The sequence below is a fragment of the Comamonas testosteroni genome (genome assembly GCF_014076415.1).
Taxonomy (GTDB): domain Bacteria; phylum Pseudomonadota; class Gammaproteobacteria; order Burkholderiales; family Burkholderiaceae_C; genus Comamonas; species Comamonas testosteroni_F.
Window position 1 is genome coordinate 53,535 of sequence record NZ_CP043568.1, and the last position, 22,780, is coordinate 76,314.

Here is a 22,780-nt window from a genome sequence, read left to right on the forward strand (position 1 = left end):
CTGATCGGCCTCTTTTTTTATTCAGTCCATGTCCGATTGCTGTGTAAACTTCGACCAAAGTTGTTATTTCTAGTCTTATCTTTTTACTTAGTAGTAATAGTAAGTAGTCCACTTAATTGTTGATAAGTAGTTAATTTCAATAAAAATCAACAACTTACAGTTTCACAAAGTCTGTGCCCTGACATGGGCTGCCGATGTCCTTGATTTGGGAACAACTTTCCAGAAGCCAGCCGGCCTGTGGAAAACCGAAAATTTCCTTGGCCTTTATCACCATGTTTATTCACAGATCGTGCGACTGCTGCAAAGCATGAAAAAAGCCGCCCGTTGGGCGGCCTTGTCGATACAGATTGCGCTGGCCCGGGAATTCAGAAGTGACGTGCGTATCGCAGCTGAAGAAAGTTCTCTCCCGGATTGGGGCGCTTGATGCCTGCATTGGACTGGTGCTCGAAGCGCAGGCTGATCTCGTTTTTCATTTGCTCGCCAAACAGGTAGCCGATGCCTATATGGCTGGCAAAGTTGTAGCGGGTCGAAAATTCCTTGTGATCGGTGATGAAACGGTGGTTGGTGGCATAGCTCATGCCTAGGCCGGCTTGCAGGAACCAGGGCGACTGGCCTTGAGAGGGGCGCCAGCGTAATGTGGGTTGTGCTCCCAGAACCCAGGTTGAACGATTGCTGCCCTGATAGTCGGCCGACCAGCGGCTGATGGAGAGATCCCAGAAACCTGTCATCCGTCCCGAGCCAAGGGCGTAGCTCCAGTTCCAGGGGAGGATGACGCCACCTGTCCAGCTGTCGGTGCTGTGCTCTGCCGAGCCGTACTGCAGATAGATCGCTGCTGTCGATGCTTGCACAGGCTGTGCATGAAGCATGGGGCTGCCCAGGCTGACCAGCATCGGGATTACGAGATTCGTTGTCAATTGCAGTTTTTTCATGTCAATTGCCATCTAAATGTTTTGAATCTGGTCGCGATATCGATGCTCTGACAATGCCTTGATTTCGCTCCCTCTGTGGATATGAATCTAGAATCTTGTGAATAATTGTTCTGTCGGCAAGCGCTTGCGTTGGTAGTCAGCCAATTGACATCGAAATGAAAAAAGCCCCCGGTCATGACGACCGGGGGCTTTTATGGAGAAGGCGATTGGGCTCGGCTTACTTTGCTGCAGGGGCCGGAGCTGCGGGACGCTCCTGGCCGGGTTTGCCGCCATGCTGGCCATGATGATGCTCACCGCGCTGGTGATGCATGTGCAGGGTGGCTGCATCGAAGGTCTTTTTCTGCTCGGCATTGAGCTGGGCGTAGAAGGCCTTGGTGGCTTCGGCACGGCGGTCCATTTCCGCCATGCGCTTGTTGCGCATTTCACGCATCTTGTCGATGCGCTCGGGCGTGGTCAGCTTGGCAAAGGCTTCGCGGTCGCCGGGGGCAGGGCGCTCACCGGGTTTCATGGCTTGCGTGTAGGTGGTCCAGGCAGCTTGCTGCGCAGGCGTCAGCTTCAGATCGGCCTTGAGTTTTTCCATGCGCTGCTTCATATGCTCCATGCGGTCGCCGCGCTTGTCACCACGCTGGTGCTGGTGCGGCTCAGGTGCTTTTTGAGCTGCAGCAGGCTGCTCAGCGGGGGGCGTAGTCTGGGCAAAGCTGGGCAGGCTCAGCGAGGCGAGCAGGGCGGTTGCAACAGCAGCGCCGGTCAATGTCTGGCGAAAGCGGTTCATGTCTGTTTCCTTTTCGGTTGAAGTGGAAGAAGTGGCCGCCTGGTCTTGCTCCTGAATGGGCATTCGGTAGCGGATGACTGAAGTGTGGACCTCCCATGTTTCTGAGACGTGAGGTTTTGCAGCCGCTCTGTAAAGTATTGATAAGTTTGAGTGGCTCCGACTGCGCAACAATGGATGCATGGGCTGCTTTGGCGGCCGATTTTTTCCGCGAGGTCCAGCTGCAGGAGCTGGCGACGATTGAAGGTTTAGCAAAGGTTTTTGATGTTCAAGAACATGATTGTTTATCGCATTGCCGAGAGCTGGCAGGGCGATCTGCAGCTGCTGGAAGATGCGCTGCAAAAGACGGTGTTTGAGGAGTGCGGCGCGACCCAGGAACGTTCCGTGGGCTGGGTGCCGCCGCGCGGCGAGCCGCATGGCCCGCTGGCGGAAAGCGTGGCCGGCCAGTGGGTGATGCGCTTCATGAGCGAGTCCAAGATGCTGCCGGCCAGCGTGCTCAACCGCAAGGTCAACGAGAAGGCCGAGCACATCGAAAAGACCGAGGGCCGCAAGCCGGGCAAGAAGGAGAAAAAAGAGCTCAAGGACGAGGCCAAGCTGGACCTGCTGCCCATGGCCTTCACCAAGCAGGGCAGCATGTGGGTCTGGATCGATCCGCAGGCGCGCACGCTGGTGCTCGATACCAGTGCGCAAGGTCGTGCCGACGAGATCGTGACTCTGCTGGTCGAAGGCCTGCCAGGCTTTGCGGTGGCGTTGCTGGACACGCAGACCAGTCCGCAGGCCGCCATGGCGCACTGGCTGATGACGCAGGAGCCTCCCGCAGGTTTTTCCATCGACCGCGAGTGCGAGCTCAAGGCCGCCGATGAGTCCAAGGCCGTGGTGCGTTATGCGCGCCACCCACTCGATATCGACGAGGTGCGCCAGCATATCGAGCATGGCAAGTTGCCGACCAAGCTGGCCATGACCTGGGATGACCGCGTGAGCTTTGTGCTCAGCGAAGGCCTGCAGATCAAGAAGATCGCGTTGCTCGATGCAGTGATGGATGGCAACAGCCAGGACGATGGCGGTTTCGATACCGATGTGGCGATTGCCACGGGCGAGCTGTCGCGCCTGATTCCCGATCTGATCGAGGCTCTGGGCGGGGAGGGGCGCACGGGTCTGGGCGAAGGCCTGCCTGCATCGCTGTCGTCGGCGCCTGCGGCAGAAACTCTGCCCGTGCGCCTGGCACAGGGGCGCAGCCAGGGAACAGTCACCGGGCCGGCCACAGCTCCCGCCGACACTGCTCCTGAAGAGGCTCCATTCTGAAGCTATGGATGATGTAGCGGTCTGCGCTTGCCAGGCAATGAATTCAGTATTTATTGATGCTGAAATTAAGTACTAGCAGGCGCAAGAAGCTATCAAAAAGGCCTGCCAGATCACTCTGGCAGGCCTTTTTTCATGGACGTTTCAGGTGCTCTGAAACGCGTGGATCAGACGCGTTCGAAAATCGCGGCAATGCCCTGACCGCCGCCGATGCACATGGTCACCAGCGCATAGCGGCCGCCGGTACGCTGCAGCTCATACAGGGCCTTGGTGGTGATGATGGCGCCGGTGGCACCCACGGGGTGGCCCAGTGAGATGCCGGAGCCATTGGGGTTGACCTTGGCAGGGTCCAGAGCCAGCTCCTGAATCACGGCGCAGGCCTGGGCGGCGAAGGCTTCGTTGGCTTCGATCACGTCCATCTGCTCGATCTTCAGACCGGTGCGTGCCAGCACCTTCTGCGTGGCAGGGACCGGGCCGATGCCCATGTATGCGGGCTCGACGCCGGCGTGGGCGTAACCGACCAGGCGGGCAATGGGCTTGGCGCCGGAGGACTTCAGGGCCTGCTCGCTCATCATCAGCACGGCAGCTGCGCCGTCGTTGATGCCGGAGGCGTTGCCGGCCGTGACCGTGCCGCCTTCCTTCTTGAACGCGGGCTTCATGCCGGCCAGGGTGTCCAGCGTGGTGGCGGCGCGCACATGTTCGTCGGTGTCGAACAGCACCACGCCCTTGCGGCTGGCAATTTCCACGGGAACGATCTGCTCCTTGAAACGGCCTGCCTCGATGGCGGCCGCGGCGCGCTGCTGGCTGATGACGGCCAGCTCGTCCTGCATCACGCGGCTGATCTTGTAGCGCTCTGCCACGTTTTCAGCAGTGATGCCCATATGCATTTTTTGCCAGGGATCGTGCAGGATGCCCAGCATGTAGTCGATGCTCTTGGCATCGCCCATGCGTGCGCCCCAGCGCGCGGACATGTCGAAGTAGGGACCGCGGCTCATGGATTCGGAGCCGGCGCCAATGGCCACTTCGCAGTCGCCCAGCGCAATCGATTGCGCTGCCGAGACGATGGCCTGCAGGCCTGAGCCGCACAGGCGGTTGACGTTGTAGGCCGGGGTTTCGATGGAGCAGCCGGCGTCCACGGCCGCCACGCGGGACAGGTAGGCGTCGCGCGTGTCGGTGGGGATGACGTTGCCCATCACCACATGACCCACGGTGTCGGCAGCGATGCCGGCACGCGCAATGGCGGCCTTGACCACGGTGGTGGCCAGCTGGGCGTTGGGAACGTCCTTGAGGCTGCCGCCAAAAGTGCCGATGGCCGTGCGCGCGGCGCTGACAACGAAGATGTCTCTGGTGCTCATGGTTTGTCTCCTGCATCGCGTCGGCAATGCTTGTGCTTGAATGATTTGAAAGGATGAATGAGAGCAACCGCATTCATCGCACAGAGTATTCTGCAGTATTTGCTGCAGTGCAACATGTCTCGTTGTTGACGCTGCCCTGCGTGGGTGGCGATGGTTTCACGTGAAACCCATGAGCCGCCTCAGGCTGCTGTCCTGCGCCTGCTTCTCGGAGTGGGGGCCCTGGGTTCGTGATGGGCCGGCGTCAGGTCGGTGTCCGCGCTGGCCAGGTCGTCGAGGATGGGGCAGTCCGGCCTGTCATCGCCATGGCAGCAATGCACCAGAGTCTGCAGCGTGCGCTGCATGGACTGCATGGCGGCGATGCGTTCGGCCAGCGTGGTGATGTGCTTTTGCGCGATGGCCTTGACCTGGCTGCTGGCGCGGCCCTGGTCCTGCCACAGGCCGAGCAGGGTGGCGATCTCGTCCATGGAAAAGCCCAGATCGCGCCCGCGGCGGATGAAGCGCAGCGCATGCACATCGGCTTCGGTGTACTGGCGATAGCCGCTGTCGGTACGGTGCACGGGTGGCAGCAGGCCCAGTGACTCGTAGTGACGCACCATGCGCGCAGAAACCCCGGCGCGGCGTGCAGCCTCGCCGATGACGACAGGCCAGTTCTGAGCGATTTTTTGTGTCGATGCTTGTTTGGGCATGGGCGGTCCTGAAAAAACGCGCCAGCGGCCTTCCGATGCCTTGCATGAGGTGCTGGCGCGGTGGTAGAGGCTGCGTTCAGGCTACCTTGTAGCCCTCTTCGGCAATGGCGGCTGCCACGGCTTCGCGACTGGCGCCGGTTTCGACTTCCACGCGGTTGGCAGCGCGGTCGATCTTGATCTGTGCCTGGGCATCGACGCCCTGGATGGCATTGGTGACGGCGCGTTCGCAGTGGCCGCAGGTCATGCCTTGAACTTCAAAAACTTGTTGCATGGATGGCTCCTTCAGAAAGTGAGTCGACCGGACTGGCGGACTCCATGTCTTGAATGGTCAACCCTAACATCATGGCAAGGTCAAGCCTTTGACAAGACATGCAGCCGGCAGGGTTGATAAGCCGCAAAGACTGCCGATAAGAACTTGTCATATTGCAGATCGCCATGGCTTGGGCATCGGAGTCATGGGTTTTTCTCTGTGTCGGTGACAATCTGAAACAATTTGCAAGTTCTGGCTCGACAATGCCAGTCGTTCAAAGTGGAGAGGGATTCATGAGTCTGTTGGAAATGATGCGGGGCTTCACCATCCGCACGCGCATGCTGGGCGCCATTGGTGTGGTGATGGTATTGCTGGGTCTGCTGGGAGGCGCCGGGATGTTGGGCATGTTCCGCATTCAGGACATGAGTCAGGAGTTTCTGAGCAACGCCTTTGTCAAATCGGGCCATATGGCGCAGTTGCGCATGGAGCTGGGCGGCATTCGTTCCAGCGAGAAGGACATGGTCATCCAGTACGAAAAGCCCGAAGAGGTGCGCAAGGCCTATCAGCAATGGGTCATGTTCATCGACAAATCCAAGGTGACATTGGGCAAGTTTGTGACCGACCAGAACGCGCAGGACGCACAGCTGACCAAGAGCATCATTGGGCACATCGACGCTTATCGAAAGCTCTTCGAGCCTGTTGCGCGTCAGCTGGAAGCCGGTGGCTATGACTCGGCCACCACGGCCAACCGCATGAGCGGCAAGGCTCTGGCCGAAGTCATGGAGGCCGACAAGCTGCTGGCGCAGCTGGACAACTTGCTGCGTGAGCAGGCCAATGCGCTGGCCGCCGCCGAGCGTGATGTGGGCGACCAAACGCGCTGGATGTTTGTGGCGGCCGTGATCCTGGCGCTGGTGGTGGTGATTCCGCTGACTTTGCTGAACATGCTGTCCATCTGCCGTCCGCTGGAAGTGGCCCGCCAGATGGCACTGACGATTGCCGGCGGCGATCTGTCGCACAAGGCCGAGGTCAGCGGCAAGGACGAGCTGACGGATCTGCAGCGTGCTCTGGACCAGATGCAGCAATCGCTGAGCACCACGGTGGCCCAGGTGCGCGATGCCAGCGGCAATATCGCCACGGCCAGCCAGGAAATTGCCACGGGCAACCAGGATCTGTCGGCCCGTACCGAACAGACCGCCAGCAATCTTCAGGAAACCGTCGCATCGCTGGCTCAGCTGACGGCCACGGTGCAGCAGACCGCATCGTCTTCGCAGCTGGCCAACCAGCTGGCTGCCTCGGCCTCTTCGACGGCCGTGCAGGGCGGCGAGATCGTCGGCCAGGCCGTCAACAGCATGCAGGAGATTTCGGCCTCCAGCCGCAAGATCGGCGACATCATCGGCCTGATTGATTCCATCGCTTTCCAGACCAATATCCTGGCGCTGAATGCCGCCGTGGAAGCGGCCCGTGCCGGCGAACAGGGCCGTGGTTTTGCCGTGGTGGCGGCCGAGGTGCGCAGCCTTGCCCAGCGTTCGGCCCAGGCCGCAAACGAGATCAAGTCGTTGATCAACACCAGCGTGCAGACCGTGGACGTGGGCGCGCGCCAGGTGGAGAGCGCAGGCAAGGCCATGCAGGAGACCGTGGACAGCGCACAGCGAGTGGGCGACATCATCGGCGAGATTACGGCGGCGTCCAGCGAGCAGTCGCTGGGCATCAGCCAGGTCAACCAGGCCGTGGGTGATATCGACCGCATGACCCAGCAGAATGCGGCACTGGTGGAAGAGTCTGCCGCTGCCGCAGAATCGCTGCGCGAGCAGGCGGCGCGACTGGCACAACTGGTCAGCCAGTTCAAGCTGGCCGGCGGCGCGATGCATGCAGTCATGCGCAGCCCCAGAGGCACAGCCCATCCCGGCATGGCACCGGCGGTGCCTGCAACCGCTCAGACCGCCTTGCCTGGTCAGAAGGCGCAATTGCTGGAACATGCCTAAGTCCCGAGCGGCTCATCCCTGAGCGGCTCGTTCCATGAAAAAAGCCCGGTTGCAGTGATGCACCGGGCTTTTTGTTTTCCTCCCAATGACTGCCGGCGCAATCGGAAAAGGGCCGGAGCCGGATGGACGGTGCTTACTGGCTGGCGAGTGCCGGGTAGTCGGTATAGCCATCGGCACCGCCCCCGTAGAAGCGTTCACTTTTCCAGGCATTGAGCGGCAGATCGTCGCGCAGACGGTGCACCAGATCGGGGTTGGAGTATAGGACTTGCCGAAGGCCACGACATCGGCATAGCCGCTTTCCACTGCCTGCATGGCCAGTTGGCGGTCATAGCCGTTGTTGACCATCCAGGCTCCCTTGCCTCCTGCACAGCGATAGGCCTGCTTGAGTGCCTGGTAGTCGAAGGGACGATCCGCCAGCTCGCGCGGACCGCCTGTTGCGCCTTCGATCACATGGATATAGGACAGGCCCAGAGGGGCGAGCTGGCGCACCAGATATTCGAACAGCACCTGCGGGTTTTCGTCCACGATGTCATTGGCGGGAGTGACCGGAGAGATGCGGATGCCGACCTTTCCGGCACCGATGGCATCGGCCACGGAGCGTACGCATTCCAGCACCAGACGGGCCCGGTTTTCGATGCTGCCGCCGTAGTCGTCGCTGCGCTGGTTGGTACCGGTCTTGAGGAATTGATCGAGCAGATAGCCGTTGGCTGCATGCAGCTCCACGCCATCGAAGCCCGCCGACTGTACGGCTTCGCGCGCGGCGGTGGCGAAACTGTGAAAAATGCCCGGCAGCTCCTGTTGCCTGAGTGCGCGCGGTGCCGAGGTGGCGACAAACTGGCCTTGCCCCGACTGCTTGTCGATCACATAGGTCTTGGAGCGGGCCGTCAGCGCGGAGGGCGCGACCGGAGACTGGCTGTCTGGCTGCAGCACGTTGTGGGAGATGCGACCCACATGCCAGAGCTGGGTGACGATGCGGCCGCCCTTGGCATGCACGGCATCGGTGACTTTTTTCCAGGCCCGCAGCTGCTCTTCGCCATAAAGACCGGGCACATCGGCATAGCCCTGTCCCTGGTGGCTGATGGCCGTGCCTTCGCTGATCAGCAGACCGGCAGAGGCGCGCTGAACGTAGTAGGTTTGCATCAGCGGCGTGGGTATCGCGTCGGGAGCGCGGTTGCGCGTCAGCGGTGCCATGGCAATGCGGTTGGGCAGACGCAGGCTGCCTGCTTCAATCGGTTCGAACAATGAGGTCATGCAGAACTCCAGATGAAAAAAGCTCGGTGGGTACCGAGCTCCTAGAACGTGTTGACGATCTCCTCGCGCCGCGACAGAGGCTTTGCGGGATGGGATGCAAGGGGGCGGCCCCCCGCGCGCGATACCGCAGCAATAGCCGTGCTATTGCGAGGATTGGCGCGGCCGGCGAGGCAACGCCGCAGACCGCCCCTGACCGGGCGTCCCTGACCGGGCGTCCGCAAAGACACTGTCCCGAAGGGTTGGAGCGAAATCGGGCGATTTCTGTGCGCTGTCTCTTGCTTGCACCCCGGTGCAAGCGGCGAGCCATCGCTTCGAGCTCATCCCGATTGCGCTCCAACGCGGCTGCGTAGAGATCGTAAATACGTTCTCAGTGTGCATGGGTGTCGAAAAACTTACTTGAGCAAGCCTTCTGCCTTCATGGCGGCCTGCACTGCGGGGCGCGCCAGAATGCGCTCGCGATAAGCCTGAAGGTGCTGCAGTTCAGAGATGTCCAGGCCCACAAATTGGGCCCAGCCTGTGACCGTGAAAAAGTAGGCATCGGCCACGGTGAACTGATCACCCATCAGATAGGACTTGTTGGCGAGCTGCTCGTTGACCCAGCTCAGGCGCTTGAGCAGATTGCCGCGCAGCACAGTTTTGAAGTCTTCGGGCGTTGTGGGGCTGAACAAGGGGCTGAATCCCTTGTGCACCTCGGTGCTGATGAAGTTCAGCCATTCCTGCAGGTGGTAGCGGGCCACGGTGCCGTTGGCCGGCGCCAGGTTCTTTTCGGGGGCCAGGTCGGCGAGGTACTGAACAATGGCCGGACCTTCGTGCAAGGTGTCGCCGTTGTCCAGCACCAGAAAGGGCACATAGCCCAGCGGATTGATGCCGTAGTAATCCGTTCCGTCCTGGAGCTTGTGGCTCTTGGTGCTGACCATCACGGTTTCATGCGGCAGGCCTGCTTCATGCAGCACGATGTGCGGAGACATGGAGCAAGCGCCGGGGCTGTAGTAAAGCTTCATGGTGAGTGGCTCTCTATGCAATGAAAAGACAAGCGCCCATGCTAAACCGGTTGCACTTCATATGCATGCGCAGCCGGCAGAAGTCCGGATCGGAGAGGAGATTGCTCAGCCCAGGCGCCCTGCAGCCCACAGCACCTGCTGCACAAGAGCCTCCATGCCTTGCTGGTTCTGCGCGCGCAGCAGATGACCCTGGGCATCGAAAGCCTCTGCCGCATGGCTCACGGCATGGCTGCGCGGTGCTACCCAGCATTCCAGATTCAATAGCAGCGCAGCGAGGTGAGACTGGGCTCTTAGGCCGCCAAGACCGCCAGGCGAGGCACTGGCCATGCCGACGACCTTGTTGCGAAAGGGCAGGACACCGTCGGACCACTGCGCATCGCCCTTGACCGGGCTGGAGGCCCAGTCAATCGCGTTCTTGAGCAGGGCCGGGTAGCTGCCGTTGTACTCGGGGCTGCAGACAATCCAGGCTGCATGGCTGTGCATGGCCTGCTTGAGGCGAATGACGTCGGCAGGCGTTCCCTGGGCCTCGAGGTCGGCGTTGTAGAGCGGAATGTCGTAGTCCGACAATTCCAGCAAGCTGGGCTGTGCACCCTGTTGTTCCGCGATGGAAGCAGCCACCTTGGCCAGCTTGCGGTTGTACGAGTCCTGGCGGGTACTGCCCGCAAAAATGAGAATTTGCATGCAGTGGATTGCAGCACAGAGCGATTGCATTTTTCATGCATAGACGGGGCTATCAGGGCAAACATCTAGGCTGCACTTCAGACCGCCATGTTTCACGTGAAACCCCCCTGGCAAGGCATTGTTGCGCCAATGGTGGGAAAATTGCAGGTTCCCCAGCAGGGATGACATGGCGCGAGAACATGTCCGCCTGCCGTGAGAGCCGAGGCATGGTTGCTTCGTGCAGGGGCAAGGGCCGGGCTCGGCCCGGAGCAGGAATATGTTGTACCCACAGGAATTTGATGTGATCGTGGTCGGTGGCGGCCACGCCGGCACCGAGGCTGCGTTGGCCGCTGCACGCATGGGCAGCAAGACATTGCTGCTGACCCACAATATCGAAACCCTGGGGCAGATGAGCTGCAACCCCAGCATCGGCGGTATCGGCAAGGGCCATCTGGTCAAGGAAGTCGATGCCCTGGGTGGCGCCATGGCCCTGGCTACGGACAAGGGCGGCATCCAGTTCCGCATCCTGAACAGCTCCAAGGGTCCGGCGGTACGCGCCACGCGTGCCCAGGCCGACCGCATTCTGTACAAGGCCGCGATTCGCGAGATGCTGGAAAACCAGCCCAATCTCTGGCTCTTCCAGCAGGCCGTGGATGACCTGATGGTGGAGGGCGACCGCGTGGTCGGTGCCGTCACCCAGGTTGGTCTCAAGTTCCGCAGCCGCACCGTGGTGTTGACCGCGGGTACCTTCCTCGATGGCAAGATTCACGTGGGCCTGAACAACTATGCGGCAGGCCGTGCGGGCGATCCTCCGGCCGTGAGCCTGTCGGCGCGCCTGAAGGAGCTCAAGCTGCCGCAGGGGCGCCTGAAGACCGGCACGCCCCCGCGCATCGACGGCCGCAGCATCGACTTCAGCCAGTGCGAGGAACAACCCGGCGACGGCATGCCAGGCGGCGTGAACGAGGGCGAAGTGCCCGTCTTCAGCTTCATGGGCAACCGTGCCATGCATCCCCGGCAGATGCCTTGCTGGATCACGCACACCAATGCGCGCACCCACGAGATCATTCGCAGCGGCTTTGACCGCAGTCCCATGTTCACCGGCAAGATCGAGGGCGTGGGTCCGCGTTACTGCCCCAGCGTGGAAGACAAGATCAACCGTTTTGCGGACAAGGAAAGCCACCAGATCTTCCTTGAGCCTGAAGGCCTGACCACGCACGAGTTCTACCCCAACGGGATCTCCACCAGCCTGCCGTTCGACATTCAGTACGAACTGGTGCGCAGCATGAAGGGGCTGGAGAACGCCCACATCCTGCGCCCAGGCTATGCCATCGAGTACGACTATTTCGATCCGCGCTCGCTCAAGAGCAGCTTCGAGACCAAGCAGATCCAGGGTCTGTTCTTTGCTGGCCAGATCAATGGCACGACCGGCTATGAAGAGGCGGCCGCCCAGGGCCTGTTCGCCGGCCTGAACGCAGCGCTGCAGTGCCGTGGCGAAGGCCCCTGGATGCCGCGTCGTGACGAGGCCTATCTGGGCGTGCTGGTCGACGATCTGATCACCAAGGGCGTGACCGAGCCCTATCGCATGTTCACCAGCCGCGCCGAGTTCCGCCTGCAGCTGCGCGAAGACAATGCCGATATGCGCCTGACCGAAGCGGGCCGCCAGATGGGTCTGGTCGATGATGCGCGCTGGGACTCCTTCAGCCGCAAGCGCGATGCTGTTTCACGTGAAACAGAGCGCCTCAAGTCCACCTGGGTGAACCCGCGTGTCGTGGCTGCGGAAGAGTCCGAACGCGTGCTGGGCAAGGCCATGGAGCGCGAATACAACCTGTTCGACCTGCTGCGCCGCCCCGGTGTGGATTACGACAAGCTCATGGGAATGAACCAGGGCAAGTACGCCTGCGCCGATGTGCAGCCCGAGGCGCTGGGCGAACTCAGCGCTCCTGTGATCGAGCAGGTGGAAATCGCTGCCAAGTACTCTGGCTATATCGACCGCCAGAAGGATGAAGTCGAACGCGCTGCGCATTTCGAGCGTTTGCGTCTGCCGCTGGACTTCGACTATATGCAGGTGGCTGCGCTGTCCTTCGAGGTGCGCCAGAAGCTGCAAAAGCACAGGCCCGAAACCCTGGGCCAGGCTTCGCGTATTTCGGGAGTGACGCCTGCAGCCATCTCGCTGCTCATGGTGCATCTGAAAAAAGGCGGCTTCAAGGGCTTTGCCACTCAGAACGAAGAGGCTTCCGCATGAGCCAGGTTTTGCGTACCCAGCTGGAGCAAGGCGTCCGGGCACTGAAGCTGGAACTGGCCCCGGCCCAGATCGATCTGCTGATGTCCTTCATGGATCTGCTGCAGAAGTGGAACAAGGTCTACAACCTGACGTCGGTGCGTGATCCCCAGGAGATGCTGACGCATCACCTGCTCGACAGCCTGGCCGCCGTGCCCGCCTTGCTGCGGCATGTGAGCCGCCTGCCGGTGGAAGAGGGCAAGCGCCTGCCGCTGCTGGATGTGGGCTCCGGCGGTGGTTTGCCCGGTGTGGTGTTTGCCATCTGCTGCCCGCAGATCGATGTGAACTGCGTGGATACCGTGGGCAAGAAGGCTGCTTTCATCCAGCAGGTGGCTGCATCCTTGCGCCTGCCCAATCTGCGCGGTATTCATGACCGGGTGGAAAACCTCAAGACCCGGTATCCGGTCATCAGCTGCCGAGCCTTTGCGTCCTTGGCGGACTTCACCACCTGGTCGCGCAAGGCTCTGGCAGAGGACGGCATCTGGTTTGCCATGAAGGGCAAGCACCCCGAAGAGGAAATTGCTGCGCTGCCTGCTGATGTGAAAGTGTTTCACGTGGAACCATTACAGGTTCCCGGCCTGGATGCCGAGCGCTGCGTGATCTGGTTGAAGCTGGCTTCTTGATCGGTAAAGCTTGGTCGGGCACTTTGTTTCCAAGGGGGACAAAGTGCCTTTTTACATACTGTGTCAGGCAACATCTGTGCAATGCAGATGCACCTGCCATGGCCCTCGCATAAACTTGCTGTTTTCCATCGCGCAGGGTTTGAATGTTTGGCATCTCTGATTACGGCGCTTTTGCAGCCGCCGTTACCGTTTTCTTGCTGATCCCTGGACCAGGCAATCTGGCCTTGATTACCTCCACGGGCAAGGGCGGATGGAGAGCGGGCCTTGCATGCTGCCTGGGTGTGATGGCCGCCGATCAGGTGCTGATGTGGCTGGCCGTGGCAGGCGTGGCGGCGGTGCTGGCTGCCTATCCGGCGGCCTTCCATGCCGTGCAATGGGTGGGGGTGGCCTATCTGGCCTGGCTGGGCTACAAGCTGCTCACGGCCAGGCCCGGCGATGCGCCGGCCATTGAAATCCAGCCGCGCCAGTATTTCCGCCAGGGTGCCCTGATCACCCTGATGAACCCCAAGGCCATTGTGTTCTACATGGCGTTCTTTCCCATGTTCGTGGACCCGGCCCGGCATCAGGGCGCCATCACCTTTGGAGTGATGGCTGCCACGGTGGCGGCAATTACCTTTATCTACAGCGTCATCGTGGTGACGCTGACCACGGTGCTGGCCGAGCGCTTGCGTGCCAACCCGGCTGTGGTGAAGTGGCTGGAAAAAACAGCCGGTGTGTTTCTGATCGGTTTTGGCCTCAAGCTGGCCGCCAACTAAAAGAGAAGTTCAATGGCCAAAATTTTCTGCGTTGCCAATCAAAAAGGTGGAGTGGGCAAGACCACGACCACGGTCAATCTTGCCGCTGGTCTGGCCAAGGTCGGCCAGCGTGTGTTGCTGATCGACCTGGACCCGCAGGGCAATGCCACCATGGGTTCCGGCGTGGACAAGCGCGCGCTGGAACTGACGGTCTACGACGTGCTGCTGGAAAACGCCAGCGTCAAGGAAGTGGCCCAGAAGTCCGAGCAGGTCGGCTATGACGTGCTGGGCGCCAACCGCGAGCTGTCGGGTGCCGAGATCGAGCTGGTCTCGCTGGAGCGCCGCAACGAGCGCCTCAAGACCGCTCTGCAGGCCGTGGCCGCCGATTACGACTTCGTGCTGATCGACTGCCCGCCTTCGCTGTCCATGCTGACCCTGAACGGTCTGTGCTCGGCGCATGGCGTGATCGTGCCCATGCAGTGCGAGTACTTTGCACTGGAAGGCCTGACCGATCTGGTCAACACCATCAAGCAGGTGCATGCCAATATGAATCCCGACCTGCAGATCATCGGTCTGTTGCGCGTGATGTTCGATCCGCGCACCACGCTGCAGCAGCAGGTCAGCGACCAGCTCAAGGAGCATTTTGGCGACAAGGTGTTCGATACCGTGATCCCGCGCAATGTGCGCCTGGCCGAAGCCCCCAGCTACGGCCTGCCTGGCGTGGTGTTCGACGCCTCGGCCAAGGGCAGCAAGGCCTTTGTCGAGTTCGCCGAAGAGATGGTGCGCCGCATCAAGAAAATGTGAGTGTTTCACGTGAAACAGCTCCCCATCCAGCCATCGCCAACGCCCATGACCTCTGAAGCACTGAACCCGCAGCATGTCTGGCTGCTGCCCGGCTGGCAGAACTCCGACCCTGGCCACTGGCAGAGTCTGTGGCAGGACCGGTTCGGCTACCAGCGGCTGGAGCAGCATAGCTGGCAGCATCCGCTGCGCGGTGACTGGAGCATTCGCCTGCAGGAGACCGTGCTCGACGCTCCCGCCCCCGTGACGCTGGTGGCGCACAGCCTGGGCTGCGTGCTGGTGGCATGGTGGGCGGCGCATTCTCAGGTCGCGAAAACCAAGGTGCGCGGCGCTGTGCTGGTTGCCCCCGGCGACACCGAGCAGGAGAGTCTGCGCGGCGTCCTGCCGGGCTGGTCGCCCGTGCTGCTGCAAAAGCTGCCCTTCCCGTCGATACTGGTGGGCAGCGAGAACGACCCCAACTGCTCTGTAGCACGCGCACAGGCCATGGCACAGGGCTGGGGCAGCCGCTTCGTGAACGCGGGTGCCGCAGGCCATATCAACACGGCCAGCGGACTGGGACTGTGGGAAGCCGGGCATGAGCTGCTGCTCTCCCTTTAAAGAAAGAATTCAGCAATGGTGACTAAGAAACCCAAGGGCCTGGGACGTGGTCTGGAAGCCCTGCTGGGCCCCAAGGTCAGTGAAGCAGAGCAGGCCGCTGCGAGCGGGTCTCAGGCCAATCTGCCGAGCACCCTGGCACTCAATGTGATGGTGGCTGGCCAGTACCAGCCGCGCACCCGCATGGACGAAGGTGCCCTGTACGAGCTGGCCGAGAGCATCAAGGCCCAGGGCATCATGCAGCCGATTCTGGTGCGCCAGCTCTCCCGGGGCGACAACGCCGGCAAGTACGAAATCATTGCCGGCGAGCGGCGCTTCCGTGCCGCGCATATCGCGGGTCTGTCCGAGGTGCCGGTGCTGGTGCGCGAAGTGCCCGACGAGGCGGCGGCGGCCATGGCACTGATCGAGAACATTCAGCGCGAAGACCTGAATCCGCTGGAAGAGGCGCAGGGTCTGGCCCGTCTGGTCAAGGAATTCGGTCTGACCCACGAGCAGACCGCGCAGGCCGTGGGCCGCTCGCGCAGCGCCGCCACCAATCTGCTGCGTCTGCTGAATCTGGCCGAGCCCGTGCAGACCATGCTGATGGCCGGCGATATCGACATGGGTCATGCGCGGGCGCTGCTGACCCTGGACCGTGCCACCCAGATCACGGCAGGCAACCAGATCGCAGCCAAGAAGATGTCGGTGCGCGAGGCCGAGTCGCTGGTCAAGAAGATCGGTGCCGAGTTCAATCTGACGCGCCAGAAGGCCAAGAAGGATGGCAAGTCGCGCGACGTGAAACGCATCGAGGAAGAGCTGTCCGACCTGCTCACTGCCGATGTCGAGGTGCGCATCAAGAAGACCGTGCGCCGCCATGGCAAGCAGCAGGAAATGGGCGAGATCGCCATCCAGTTCGGCTCGCTTGACGAGCTCAACGGCATCATCGAAAAGCTGCGTGGTGAAGCCTGAGTGCCTGACCACCCCAAGGCTGATTCTGCGGCAATGGACGCCGCAGGATTTGCCGGAGTTTGCCGCGCTCAATGCGGACACGGAAGTCATGCGCTACTTCCCGAGCGTGCTGGACAGGCAGGCCAGCGATGCCCTGGCCGCCAAGGCCGAGGCTTTGATTGCCGAGCGTGGCTGGGGATTCTGGGTTGCGCAGGATAGAGCCACCGGGCACTTGGCAGGAATGATTGGCTTGCACACTCCTGCAGCAGAGCTACCGTTTTCACCCTGCGTGGAGGTAGGCTGGCGGCTGGCCCGGCCATACTGGGGCAAAGGTCTGGCGACAGAGGGCGCAAAAGCTGCGCTGGATTTTGCGTGGAATGAGCTGCAGCTGGATGAAGTTGTGGCGTTCACGGCGGTGCCGAACAAGCCCTCGCAGGCCGTAATGCAGCGTCTGGGAATGCAGCCCGATGCGCAGACATTCATGCACCCTGATCTGCCATCCGACCATGCTCTGGCTGAGCACTGTCTCTACCGTATTCGCCGCAGCTGATGCTGCAAAAAAGGGCATCCCTCTGGATGCCCTTTTTGATTCCGGTGCGGTGTTCTAGCTGCGGTAGCCGGGGTCGATTCTGTCGAGCTTGCGCAGCAGGGCGGGCCAGGCAAACTGGCCGCCCATGCCGCCGGTCTGTACCTTCATGGCATGGGCGATGCCTTGCAGAATCTGCGGGTCGACCTCGGTGAGCTCGGTGCCGCCGGACTGGGCTGCGATCTGTATCTGGCAGGCGGACTCGAAGACGTACATGGACAAAAAGGCATCGGCAATGGTGAGGCCGCAGGTCAGCAGGCCGTGGTTGCGCAGCATGAGGAAGTTGGCCTCGCCCATGTCGGCCAGCAGGCGCGGCTTCTCGTCCTCGCGAAAGGCCACGCCCTCGTAGACGTGATAGGCCAGGGACCCCAGGACGAAGGTGCTTTGCTGGCTGATGGGCAGCAGCCCCTGCTTCTGGGCCGCCACGGCCACGCCGGCGCGCGTGTGGGTATGGATCACGCATTGTGCATCGGCACGCGCCTCGTGCACGGCGCTGTGGATGACGAAGCCGGCCGGGTTCACGGGGAAGGGCGACTCCATGAGCTTGTTGCAGCCCAGGTCCACCTTGATCAGCGAGGAGGCAGTGATCTCGTCAAACATCAGCCCGTAGGGGTTGATGAGGAAGTGATGCCCGGGGCCCGGCAGCCGCGCGCTGATGTGGGTGAAGACCAGATCGCTCCAGCCGTACAGCGCCACCAGCCGGTAGCAGGCGGCCAGGTCCACGCGCAGCTGCCATTCCTCGGGGCTGACCAGATGCTGCACGCTGGGGATGTTCAAGGGCTCTTGGCTCACGGGCGGCTCTCCTTCATCGTTGATCCGATGAATGTAGACACTCGTGCGCCGGCGGTCTGTTGGCTAGGCGACAGAACCCTGGAAACGCGGGCGAGGCCGGTTTGGATCAGGCGCGGTGGAAATGCCCGTGGTGCATGTCGGTTCGGGCCAGGGAAATGAAAAAGGAGCTTGCAGCGCAAGCTCCTGTTGATTTTCAGATCGCTTCTATACGTAAACCGAAGCAGATCAAGCGAAAGCAGCTATCAAAAGTGCTTACTTGATCTGGCCTCGCGACAGGTCCTGGATCATGCGGGCGGCCAGATACAGGCGCGGTGCGATGGTGTTGATGTGCACGTATTCGGCATCGTTGGAGTGTGCGCCATAGCCCGACAGGCCGAAGCCCTCGATCACGCCGCCCTTGGCCTTGAGGGCCGCGAAAGCCGCATCCGTGCCACCGCCCGTGGCCTTGTCCATGACCTTCATGGGCAGCTTCAGCTCCTGCTCATAAATTCCCTGGGCATGGGCCGCCAGCTTGCGCGCCGTGGCATTGGCCTCCAGCGGCGGGCGGCGCACTTCGAATTTCAGCTCCACCTTGCTGGCGGGGAGCAGCTTGTTGCCGATCTTGTCCTGCATGGCTTTTTCCAGCGCCGTGAAGTCGGCCACGCGCAGCGCGCGGGCATCGGCCTGGGCCGTGGCTTCGGCAGGAATCACATTGCGGTTGGTGCCGGCCTTGGACACCGTCCAGTTGAGCTTGAGGCCGTCCTGGGGCTGGGACAGATCCTTCATCTGCAGCAGCTGATGCGACAGCTCGTACAGCGCGTTCACGCCGTCTTCGGGCTTGGCGCCCGCATGCGATGCCTTGCCCGTGACCTTGAGGTAGGCGGCGCCGATGCCGCTGGTGGCCAGGCGCAGGCTGCCGTCGGTGCCGCCGCCTTCAAAGCTGAACACGGCGTCCTGCTCGGCCCCCAGGCGGGTGATGGTGCTGCGTGCTCCGGGCGAGCTGATTTCCTCGTCGCCGTTGATCAGCACCGTGAGCGTGCCGTAGTCCTCGATGCCCAGCTTCTTGAGCAGGGGCACGATATGCATGATCAGGGCCACGCCCTGCTTGTCGTCGGCAATGCCCAGGCCATAGGCCTTGTCGCCGTCGATGCGAAAGGGCTGGTCCTTGAGCATGCCGGGCAGATAGACGGTGTCCATGTGCGCGATCAGCATGATGCGGCTGCTGCCCTTGCCCTTGAATTCGGCATGCACCATGGGGCCGACCTTCTCGGGCGTGTCATCGAGGCGGTAGATGTCGCTGGGCTCGATCACCTCGACCTTGCCACCCTGCGCGCGCAGCTTGCCGGCAATGTATTCGGCAATCTTCTTCACGCCCGCCACATCCTTGCTGCCGGACTCGATATGCACCAGATCGCGCAGCGTATCCAGATAGGGCTGCTGCTCCTTTTTCGCATGCTCCAGCCATTCGGCCTGAGGGGCAGCCTGGGCAGAGCCGAAGGCCAGCACCAGGGCCAGGGGCAGGGCGCGCAGCAAAGGGGCAGAGGGCGTGTTCCAACGCATAGAAATTCTCCTTGAGGGGGGCGGGCCGCTCCCGGATAGGGCCGCGGCAGGAAAGGCGGCGTGATGCACCGCTCAGGGAATTCAGCTTAGCAGCCGTGTTTGTGGCCTCGGCGCTGACAGACTAGGGATAAATACCAGGACAACTTGATCTCCCGCGCCGACAAAAAAGCCCTGCAGCTTGCACGGGCAGGGCTTGGTGGGGTGTGCCGGTTGCTCAGGCCGCCGCCAGATGGGATTTGGTCTTTTTGCTCACACCGTCGCCGACGATGACCGCCGAGACCACAGACAGCACCAGCGCAATTGCCGAGCCATAGAACACTGCGTTGGTCATCTGGTGGTCCAGCATGTAGCCGAAGACCGGCGCGGCCAGGCAGAAGCCCAGATCCAGGCCCGAATACACCGTGCCGTAGACACGGCCCGTGGCGCCGGGGGGCGCTGCGCGCTTGATCAGCATGTCGCGCGAGGGGCCGGCCAGGCCCGTGCCCAGACCGGCGACTGAGGCCACGACCACCGCCACCATGCCGGGCAGCCAGCCCGTGCCGACGACAAACAGCAACAGGCCCGAGCCCAGCATGCAGATGGAGATCACCTTCTCCAGCCGCTGCACGCGGCCGACCAGAAAGCCGCCCACGACCATGCCGGCAGCGCCGCACAGCATATAGCCGGTGACGATCAGCGCCGTCACGGAAAGCGGCAGGCCGTACATGGATTGCAGGGCCGGGCTGGCAAAGCTCTGGATGGCGCTGAGCGCGCAGGTGCTCCAGAAGAAGAAGGAAAAGCACAGCCACACCGATGGCAGCTTCATGAAGGCCATGGGATGTTCCTGAGGTGCAGCAATGGCTCCGGCAGCCGGCTTGGCGGCAGCACCGGCGGATTCGGCGCGATCATCGAGCGCATCGCGGTTGAAGACCATGATGGCCAGCACCACGGCTGCGCAGAGGGCGCCGCCCAGGCAGGCCAGACGCCAGGAGCCCGTGGCCGTGGTGATGCCCGCCATGAACAGCGGCGCCAGCGCCCAGCCCAGATTGCCGGACAGGCCATGCACCGAGAAGGCATGGCCTATGCGCTGCTGCGACACGCGCTTGTTGAGGATGGTGAAGTCCACGGGGTGGAAGGGCGCATTGCCCAGGCCCGCAAAAAAGGCGGCGGCCAGCAGCATGCTGTAGCCCTGTGCCGTGCTCGCAATCAGGCCTGCGACCACAAAGCTGCCAAGGGCGGCAAACAGAATCGGACGTGCGCCAAAGCGGTCCACCGCAAAGCCGGCCAGTGCCTGGCCGGTGCCGGAGACAATGAAGAACAGCGAGACCATGACGCTGAGCTCGGCATAGCTGTAGCCGAAGTCCTTGATCAGCCAGGGAAACAACGGCGGCAGCAGCAGATGGAAAAAGTGCGACGAGCCATGGGCCAGGCCGATGAGGCCGATGGTGCGCGCGTCACTGCGCAGTGTCTCTGGCGCCTGGTTTTGAGGTGTTGTGGAGGCAGGGCGGTTCATATGTCGCATCTTAGGCAGACTGCTCGCGTCTTGTATGCGATAGTCTGCCAATTGCTATCGCAAGCCAGCCAAACCATCATGTCCAGCCTCCACGATCCCGAGCCCCTGCGTGCAGGCAAGGCCAGCGCCTATGTGGAGACGCTGACGCCCCATCTCTACATACCCACGGCACAGCGCCCGGTGCGGGCCAAATGCCGCTGGCTGGAGGCCGATACCCAGGTCAAGCCGCACCGTCATCCCTGGGGGCAACTGGCCATCTCCACCACGGGCACCATACGCCTGACGGTAGCGCAGGGCACCTATATCGTGCCGCCGTCCCGCGTGCTGTGGGTGCCGCCGGGCATGGAGCATGCCGTGACCATGGTGGAAAGCGCCGATCTGCGCACCTTGTACTTCTTTCAGACCCAGGGGCGTTGCGGCCCCGATGTGGCCCCCGGGGAAGAGGCGGCCTGGCGCCAGTGCCGGGTGCTCAATGCCTCGGATCTGCTGCGCGCCGTGGTGCGCGAACTGCCCACGCTGCCCGATGACAGCCAGCAGCTTTGCGAGCAGGACAGGGCTCGCGAGCACCATCTGAGCCAGCTGCTGCTCGACGAGCTGCGCCGTGCCAGTGCCGTGCAGCTGGGTGTGAACCTGCCCCAGGACAAGCGCTTGCGCCAGCTCTGCGAGGCCGTGCTGGCCGACCCCACGCGCAACGAGACGCTGGAGGACTGGGCGCGCGATACCGGGGCCAGTCCGCGCACCGTGGCGCGACTGTTTCGCCAGCAGCTGGAATGCAGTTTTACCCAGTGGCGCCAGCAGGTGGTGCTGGCCCATGCCGTGAGTTTGGCGGCGCGCAACTGGCCGATCCAGCGCATTGCGGCCGAGCTGGACTACAGTCCCAGCGCCTTCAGCGCCATGGTGCGCCGCACGGTGGGTATGCCCCCTGCACAATTTTTCGGCATGCATGCACAAAATGTATAGCTGCTAGCTCTTTGTACAAAAGGGTTTGAGGCTGTTTTTGTTATTTTGAGGGGTGGAGCCTCAAACAATATTTGCAGCGGCATGGAATGAAAGCTGCAAACCTGCGCTCTTTATCACCATGATCTTCTCCGCCGAGTCGCGCTACAACCAGTGGGTGCGCGAGCACTACCGCTTTTTGCTGCGCAGCGCCTGGGCGCTGACGGGCTCGCGTGCGACAGCCGAGGATGTGGTGCAGGATTGCTTCACCAGCGCCTGGCGCTTTCGCCACCAGCTGCGCGACCAGAGCATGGCCAGGGCCTGGCTGTTCCAGATCATGCGCCGTCATGCCTTCAGGCACTTCGATCCTGTGCAATCGCAGGCCGAGTCTCTGGATGAAGCCTGCGAGCAGGGCGTGAATCACCACGATGCACTCGATGCGCAGCTGGACGTGGTCAAGGCGCTGAGCCGCATTGCCCCCATCCATCGTGAAGTGCTGGTGCTTTACTACTTTGACGACATGCCCACGGCCCAGATGGCCGAGGCGCTGGATATTGCACCAGGCACCGTGCTCTCTCGCCTGGCGCGGGCCCGTGAGGCGCTCAAGACGGCACTGCAGGAGCCTGCGCGCCGTCCCGCCAAGGCTGCCACCGAATCTTTCGCAGCTGTCGGCGTGATACCGCTGAGAAAGCGCGCACCATGAAACATCAAGACCGCCCCGAAGACACCGATTTCGACCTGCGTGCCCGTGCCGAGCTGGCACTGGCTTTCGAGCCCGGCGAGCCTCCGACCCATTTGCTGCGTCACACGCCCTGGTACGCCCGTCGTGGCCTGCATGCGCTGTGTGCAGCCGTGATGGTCGGCAGCGTCGCTGCGGGCAGCGTGCTGAGCCTGCGACCGCCGCAGATGGTGCGCTCGGCCATAGAGCATGAGTATTACGAGCGCACGCTGCGCGGCCAGTTCATACCCGAGGCCGAGATTGCCAGACATATGGACTGGCCTGTCGACCAGAAGCTGCCTGGCTATACCCAGCTCATGCGGCCCTGCGATATCGACGGCAGTCGCGCCTATCACCTGACCACTTTTTTTGAAAAAGGCGGCATCGTCACGGTGCTGGCCTTCGAGCAGCCCCAGCGGATTGCCGACGGCCAGGGCTGGTGGGCCAACAGCTACTGGCAGGTGGTGCGCTCGCGCGAAGGCCGTCCGCTGGTGCTGATCGCACAGAAGAAACAGGCTCTGGCCGTGGCATCACGCGCTCTGGGGGCCCCTGAGAAAGTCGATGGCTGAACCGGATTT

22 protein-coding genes and 1 pseudogene are annotated in these 22,780 nt (G+C 62.1%); 12 read left to right on the forward strand and 11 right to left on the reverse strand.

What is annotated here, in order from left to right:
• Positions 1 to 365: 365 nt before the first annotated feature.
• Together F0P97_RS00200 and F0P97_RS00205 are read right to left on the reverse strand one after the other, a co-directional pair.
• A complete protein-coding gene (locus F0P97_RS00200) occupies positions 366 to 929 on the reverse strand; it encodes an acyloxyacyl hydrolase (RefSeq protein ID WP_182285150.1) in 564 nt (187 codons plus the stop codon).
• Between the two features lie 217 nt (positions 930 to 1,146).
• Positions 1,147 to 1,701 (reverse strand): Spy/CpxP family protein refolding chaperone, encoded by a 555-nt coding sequence (locus F0P97_RS00205; protein ID WP_182285151.1) that lies wholly within the window; start codon positions 1,699 to 1,701, stop codon positions 1,147 to 1,149.
• 261 nt (positions 1,702 to 1,962) lie between these two features.
• Between F0P97_RS00205 and F0P97_RS00210 the strand changes: the two genes are divergently transcribed.
• A complete protein-coding gene (locus tag F0P97_RS00210) occupies positions 1,963 to 3,000 on the forward strand; it encodes a recombination-associated protein RdgC (RefSeq protein WP_182285152.1) in 1,038 nt (345 codons plus the stop codon).
• A 164-nt stretch (positions 3,001 to 3,164) separates the two neighbouring features.
• Here F0P97_RS00210 and F0P97_RS00215 read toward each other — a convergent pair whose 3' ends face one another.
• The 3 genes from F0P97_RS00215 to F0P97_RS00225 form a co-directional block, all read right to left on the reverse strand.
• Positions 3,165 to 4,352 (reverse strand): acetyl-CoA C-acyltransferase family protein, encoded by a 1,188-nt coding sequence (locus tag F0P97_RS00215; protein WP_087085572.1) that lies wholly within the window; start codon positions 4,350 to 4,352, stop codon positions 3,165 to 3,167.
• 179 nt (positions 4,353 to 4,531) lie between these two features.
• The gene (cueR, locus tag F0P97_RS00220; protein WP_182285153.1) at positions 4,532 to 5,038 is read right to left on the reverse strand and encodes a Cu(I)-responsive transcriptional regulator; all 507 of its coding nucleotides are present in this window, start codon (positions 5,036 to 5,038) and stop codon (positions 4,532 to 4,534) included.
• Positions 5,039 to 5,114: 76 nt separating this feature from the next.
• Complete coding sequence (locus F0P97_RS00225) at positions 5,115 to 5,309, reverse strand: heavy-metal-associated domain-containing protein (RefSeq protein WP_012836553.1); 195 nt, start codon at positions 5,307 to 5,309, stop codon at positions 5,115 to 5,117.
• Positions 5,310 to 5,581: 272 nt separating this feature from the next.
• On the opposite strand from F0P97_RS00225, the gene F0P97_RS00230 reads away from it, so the two are divergent.
• Positions 5,582 to 7,270 carry a methyl-accepting chemotaxis protein gene (locus tag F0P97_RS00230; protein ID WP_182285154.1) on the forward strand — a complete coding sequence of 563 codons (1,689 nt, stop codon included), beginning with the start codon at positions 5,582 to 5,584 and terminating at the stop codon, positions 7,268 to 7,270.
• Between the two features lie 133 nt (positions 7,271 to 7,403).
• Here F0P97_RS00230 and F0P97_RS00235 read toward each other — a convergent pair.
• The 3 genes and pseudogenes from F0P97_RS00235 to F0P97_RS00245 form a co-directional block, all read right to left on the reverse strand.
• Positions 7,404 to 8,521: pseudogene (locus F0P97_RS00235) on the reverse strand (alkene reductase).
• Positions 8,522 to 8,913: 392 nt separating this feature from the next.
• Complete coding sequence (gene gstA / locus F0P97_RS00240; RefSeq protein ID WP_179627309.1) at positions 8,914 to 9,522, reverse strand: glutathione transferase GstA; 609 nt, start codon at positions 9,520 to 9,522, stop codon at positions 8,914 to 8,916.
• Between the two features lie 105 nt (positions 9,523 to 9,627).
• Positions 9,628 to 10,203 carry an NADPH-dependent FMN reductase gene (locus tag F0P97_RS00245; protein ID WP_003065289.1) on the reverse strand — a complete coding sequence of 192 codons (576 nt, stop codon included), beginning with the start codon at positions 10,201 to 10,203 and terminating at the stop codon, positions 9,628 to 9,630.
• A gap of 256 nt (positions 10,204 to 10,459) precedes the next feature.
• Between F0P97_RS00245 and mnmG the strand changes: the two genes are divergently transcribed.
• The 7 genes from mnmG (at position 10,460) to F0P97_RS00280 (ending at position 16,689) form a co-directional block, all read left to right on the forward strand.
• A complete protein-coding gene (mnmG, locus tag F0P97_RS00250) occupies positions 10,460 to 12,424 on the forward strand; it encodes a tRNA uridine-5-carboxymethylaminomethyl(34) synthesis enzyme MnmG (protein WP_182285155.1) in 1,965 nt (654 codons plus the stop codon).
• Complete coding sequence (gene rsmG, locus F0P97_RS00255; protein ID WP_182285156.1) at positions 12,421 to 13,083, forward strand: 16S rRNA (guanine(527)-N(7))-methyltransferase RsmG; 663 nt, start codon at positions 12,421 to 12,423, stop codon at positions 13,081 to 13,083. The genes mnmG and rsmG overlap by 4 nt, the downstream gene beginning before the upstream one ends.
• Positions 13,084 to 13,226: 143 nt before the next feature.
• Positions 13,227 to 13,838 (forward strand): LysE family translocator, encoded by a 612-nt coding sequence (locus F0P97_RS00260; protein ID WP_182285157.1) that lies wholly within the window; start codon positions 13,227 to 13,229, stop codon positions 13,836 to 13,838.
• Between the two features lie 12 nt (positions 13,839 to 13,850).
• On the forward strand, positions 13,851 to 14,621 hold the full coding sequence (locus F0P97_RS00265; RefSeq protein ID WP_003059963.1) for a ParA family protein: 771 nt from the start codon (positions 13,851 to 13,853) through the stop codon (positions 14,619 to 14,621).
• A 45-nt stretch (positions 14,622 to 14,666) separates the two neighbouring features.
• Positions 14,667 to 15,215 (forward strand): RBBP9/YdeN family alpha/beta hydrolase, encoded by a 549-nt coding sequence (locus F0P97_RS00270; RefSeq protein WP_182285158.1) that lies wholly within the window; start codon positions 14,667 to 14,669, stop codon positions 15,213 to 15,215.
• 15 nt (positions 15,216 to 15,230) lie between these two features.
• The gene (locus F0P97_RS00275; RefSeq protein WP_003072066.1) at positions 15,231 to 16,160 is read left to right on the forward strand and encodes a ParB/RepB/Spo0J family partition protein; all 930 of its coding nucleotides are present in this window, start codon (positions 15,231 to 15,233) and stop codon (positions 16,158 to 16,160) included.
• Positions 16,147 to 16,689, forward strand: coding sequence for a GNAT family N-acetyltransferase (locus tag F0P97_RS00280; protein ID WP_182285159.1), 543 nt, complete (start codon positions 16,147 to 16,149; stop codon positions 16,687 to 16,689). The genes F0P97_RS00275 and F0P97_RS00280 overlap by 14 nt, the downstream gene beginning before the upstream one ends.
• 54 nt (positions 16,690 to 16,743) lie before the next feature.
• Here F0P97_RS00280 and F0P97_RS00285 read toward each other — a convergent pair whose 3' ends face one another.
• The 3 genes from F0P97_RS00285 to F0P97_RS00295 form a co-directional block, all read right to left on the reverse strand.
• On the reverse strand, positions 16,744 to 17,517 hold the full coding sequence (locus F0P97_RS00285) for a class II aldolase/adducin family protein (protein ID WP_182285160.1): 774 nt from the start codon (positions 17,515 to 17,517) through the stop codon (positions 16,744 to 16,746).
• Between the two features lie 252 nt (positions 17,518 to 17,769).
• A complete protein-coding gene (locus F0P97_RS00290; protein ID WP_182285161.1) occupies positions 17,770 to 19,056 on the reverse strand; it encodes a M20/M25/M40 family metallo-hydrolase in 1,287 nt (428 codons plus the stop codon).
• 214 nt (positions 19,057 to 19,270) lie between these two features.
• A complete protein-coding gene (locus F0P97_RS00295; RefSeq protein WP_182285162.1) occupies positions 19,271 to 20,548 on the reverse strand; it encodes an MFS transporter in 1,278 nt (425 codons plus the stop codon).
• 78 nt (positions 20,549 to 20,626) lie between these two features.
• Here F0P97_RS00295 and F0P97_RS00300 point away from each other — a divergent pair, with 78 nt between their 5' ends.
• The 3 genes from F0P97_RS00300 (at position 20,627) to F0P97_RS00310 (ending at position 22,771) form a co-directional block, all read left to right on the forward strand.
• Positions 20,627 to 21,508, forward strand: a complete 882-nt coding sequence (locus F0P97_RS00300) for an AraC family transcriptional regulator (RefSeq protein WP_059440069.1) — start codon at positions 20,627 to 20,629, stop codon at positions 21,506 to 21,508.
• A 118-nt stretch (positions 21,509 to 21,626) separates the two neighbouring features.
• On the forward strand, positions 21,627 to 22,187 hold the full coding sequence (locus tag F0P97_RS00305) for an RNA polymerase sigma factor (RefSeq protein ID WP_182285163.1): 561 nt from the start codon (positions 21,627 to 21,629) through the stop codon (positions 22,185 to 22,187).
• On the forward strand, positions 22,184 to 22,771 hold the full coding sequence (locus F0P97_RS00310) for a hypothetical protein (protein WP_182285164.1): 588 nt from the start codon (positions 22,184 to 22,186) through the stop codon (positions 22,769 to 22,771). Before F0P97_RS00305 ends, F0P97_RS00310 begins: the two co-directional genes overlap by 4 nt.
• The last annotated feature ends 9 nt before the right edge of the window (positions 22,772 to 22,780 follow it).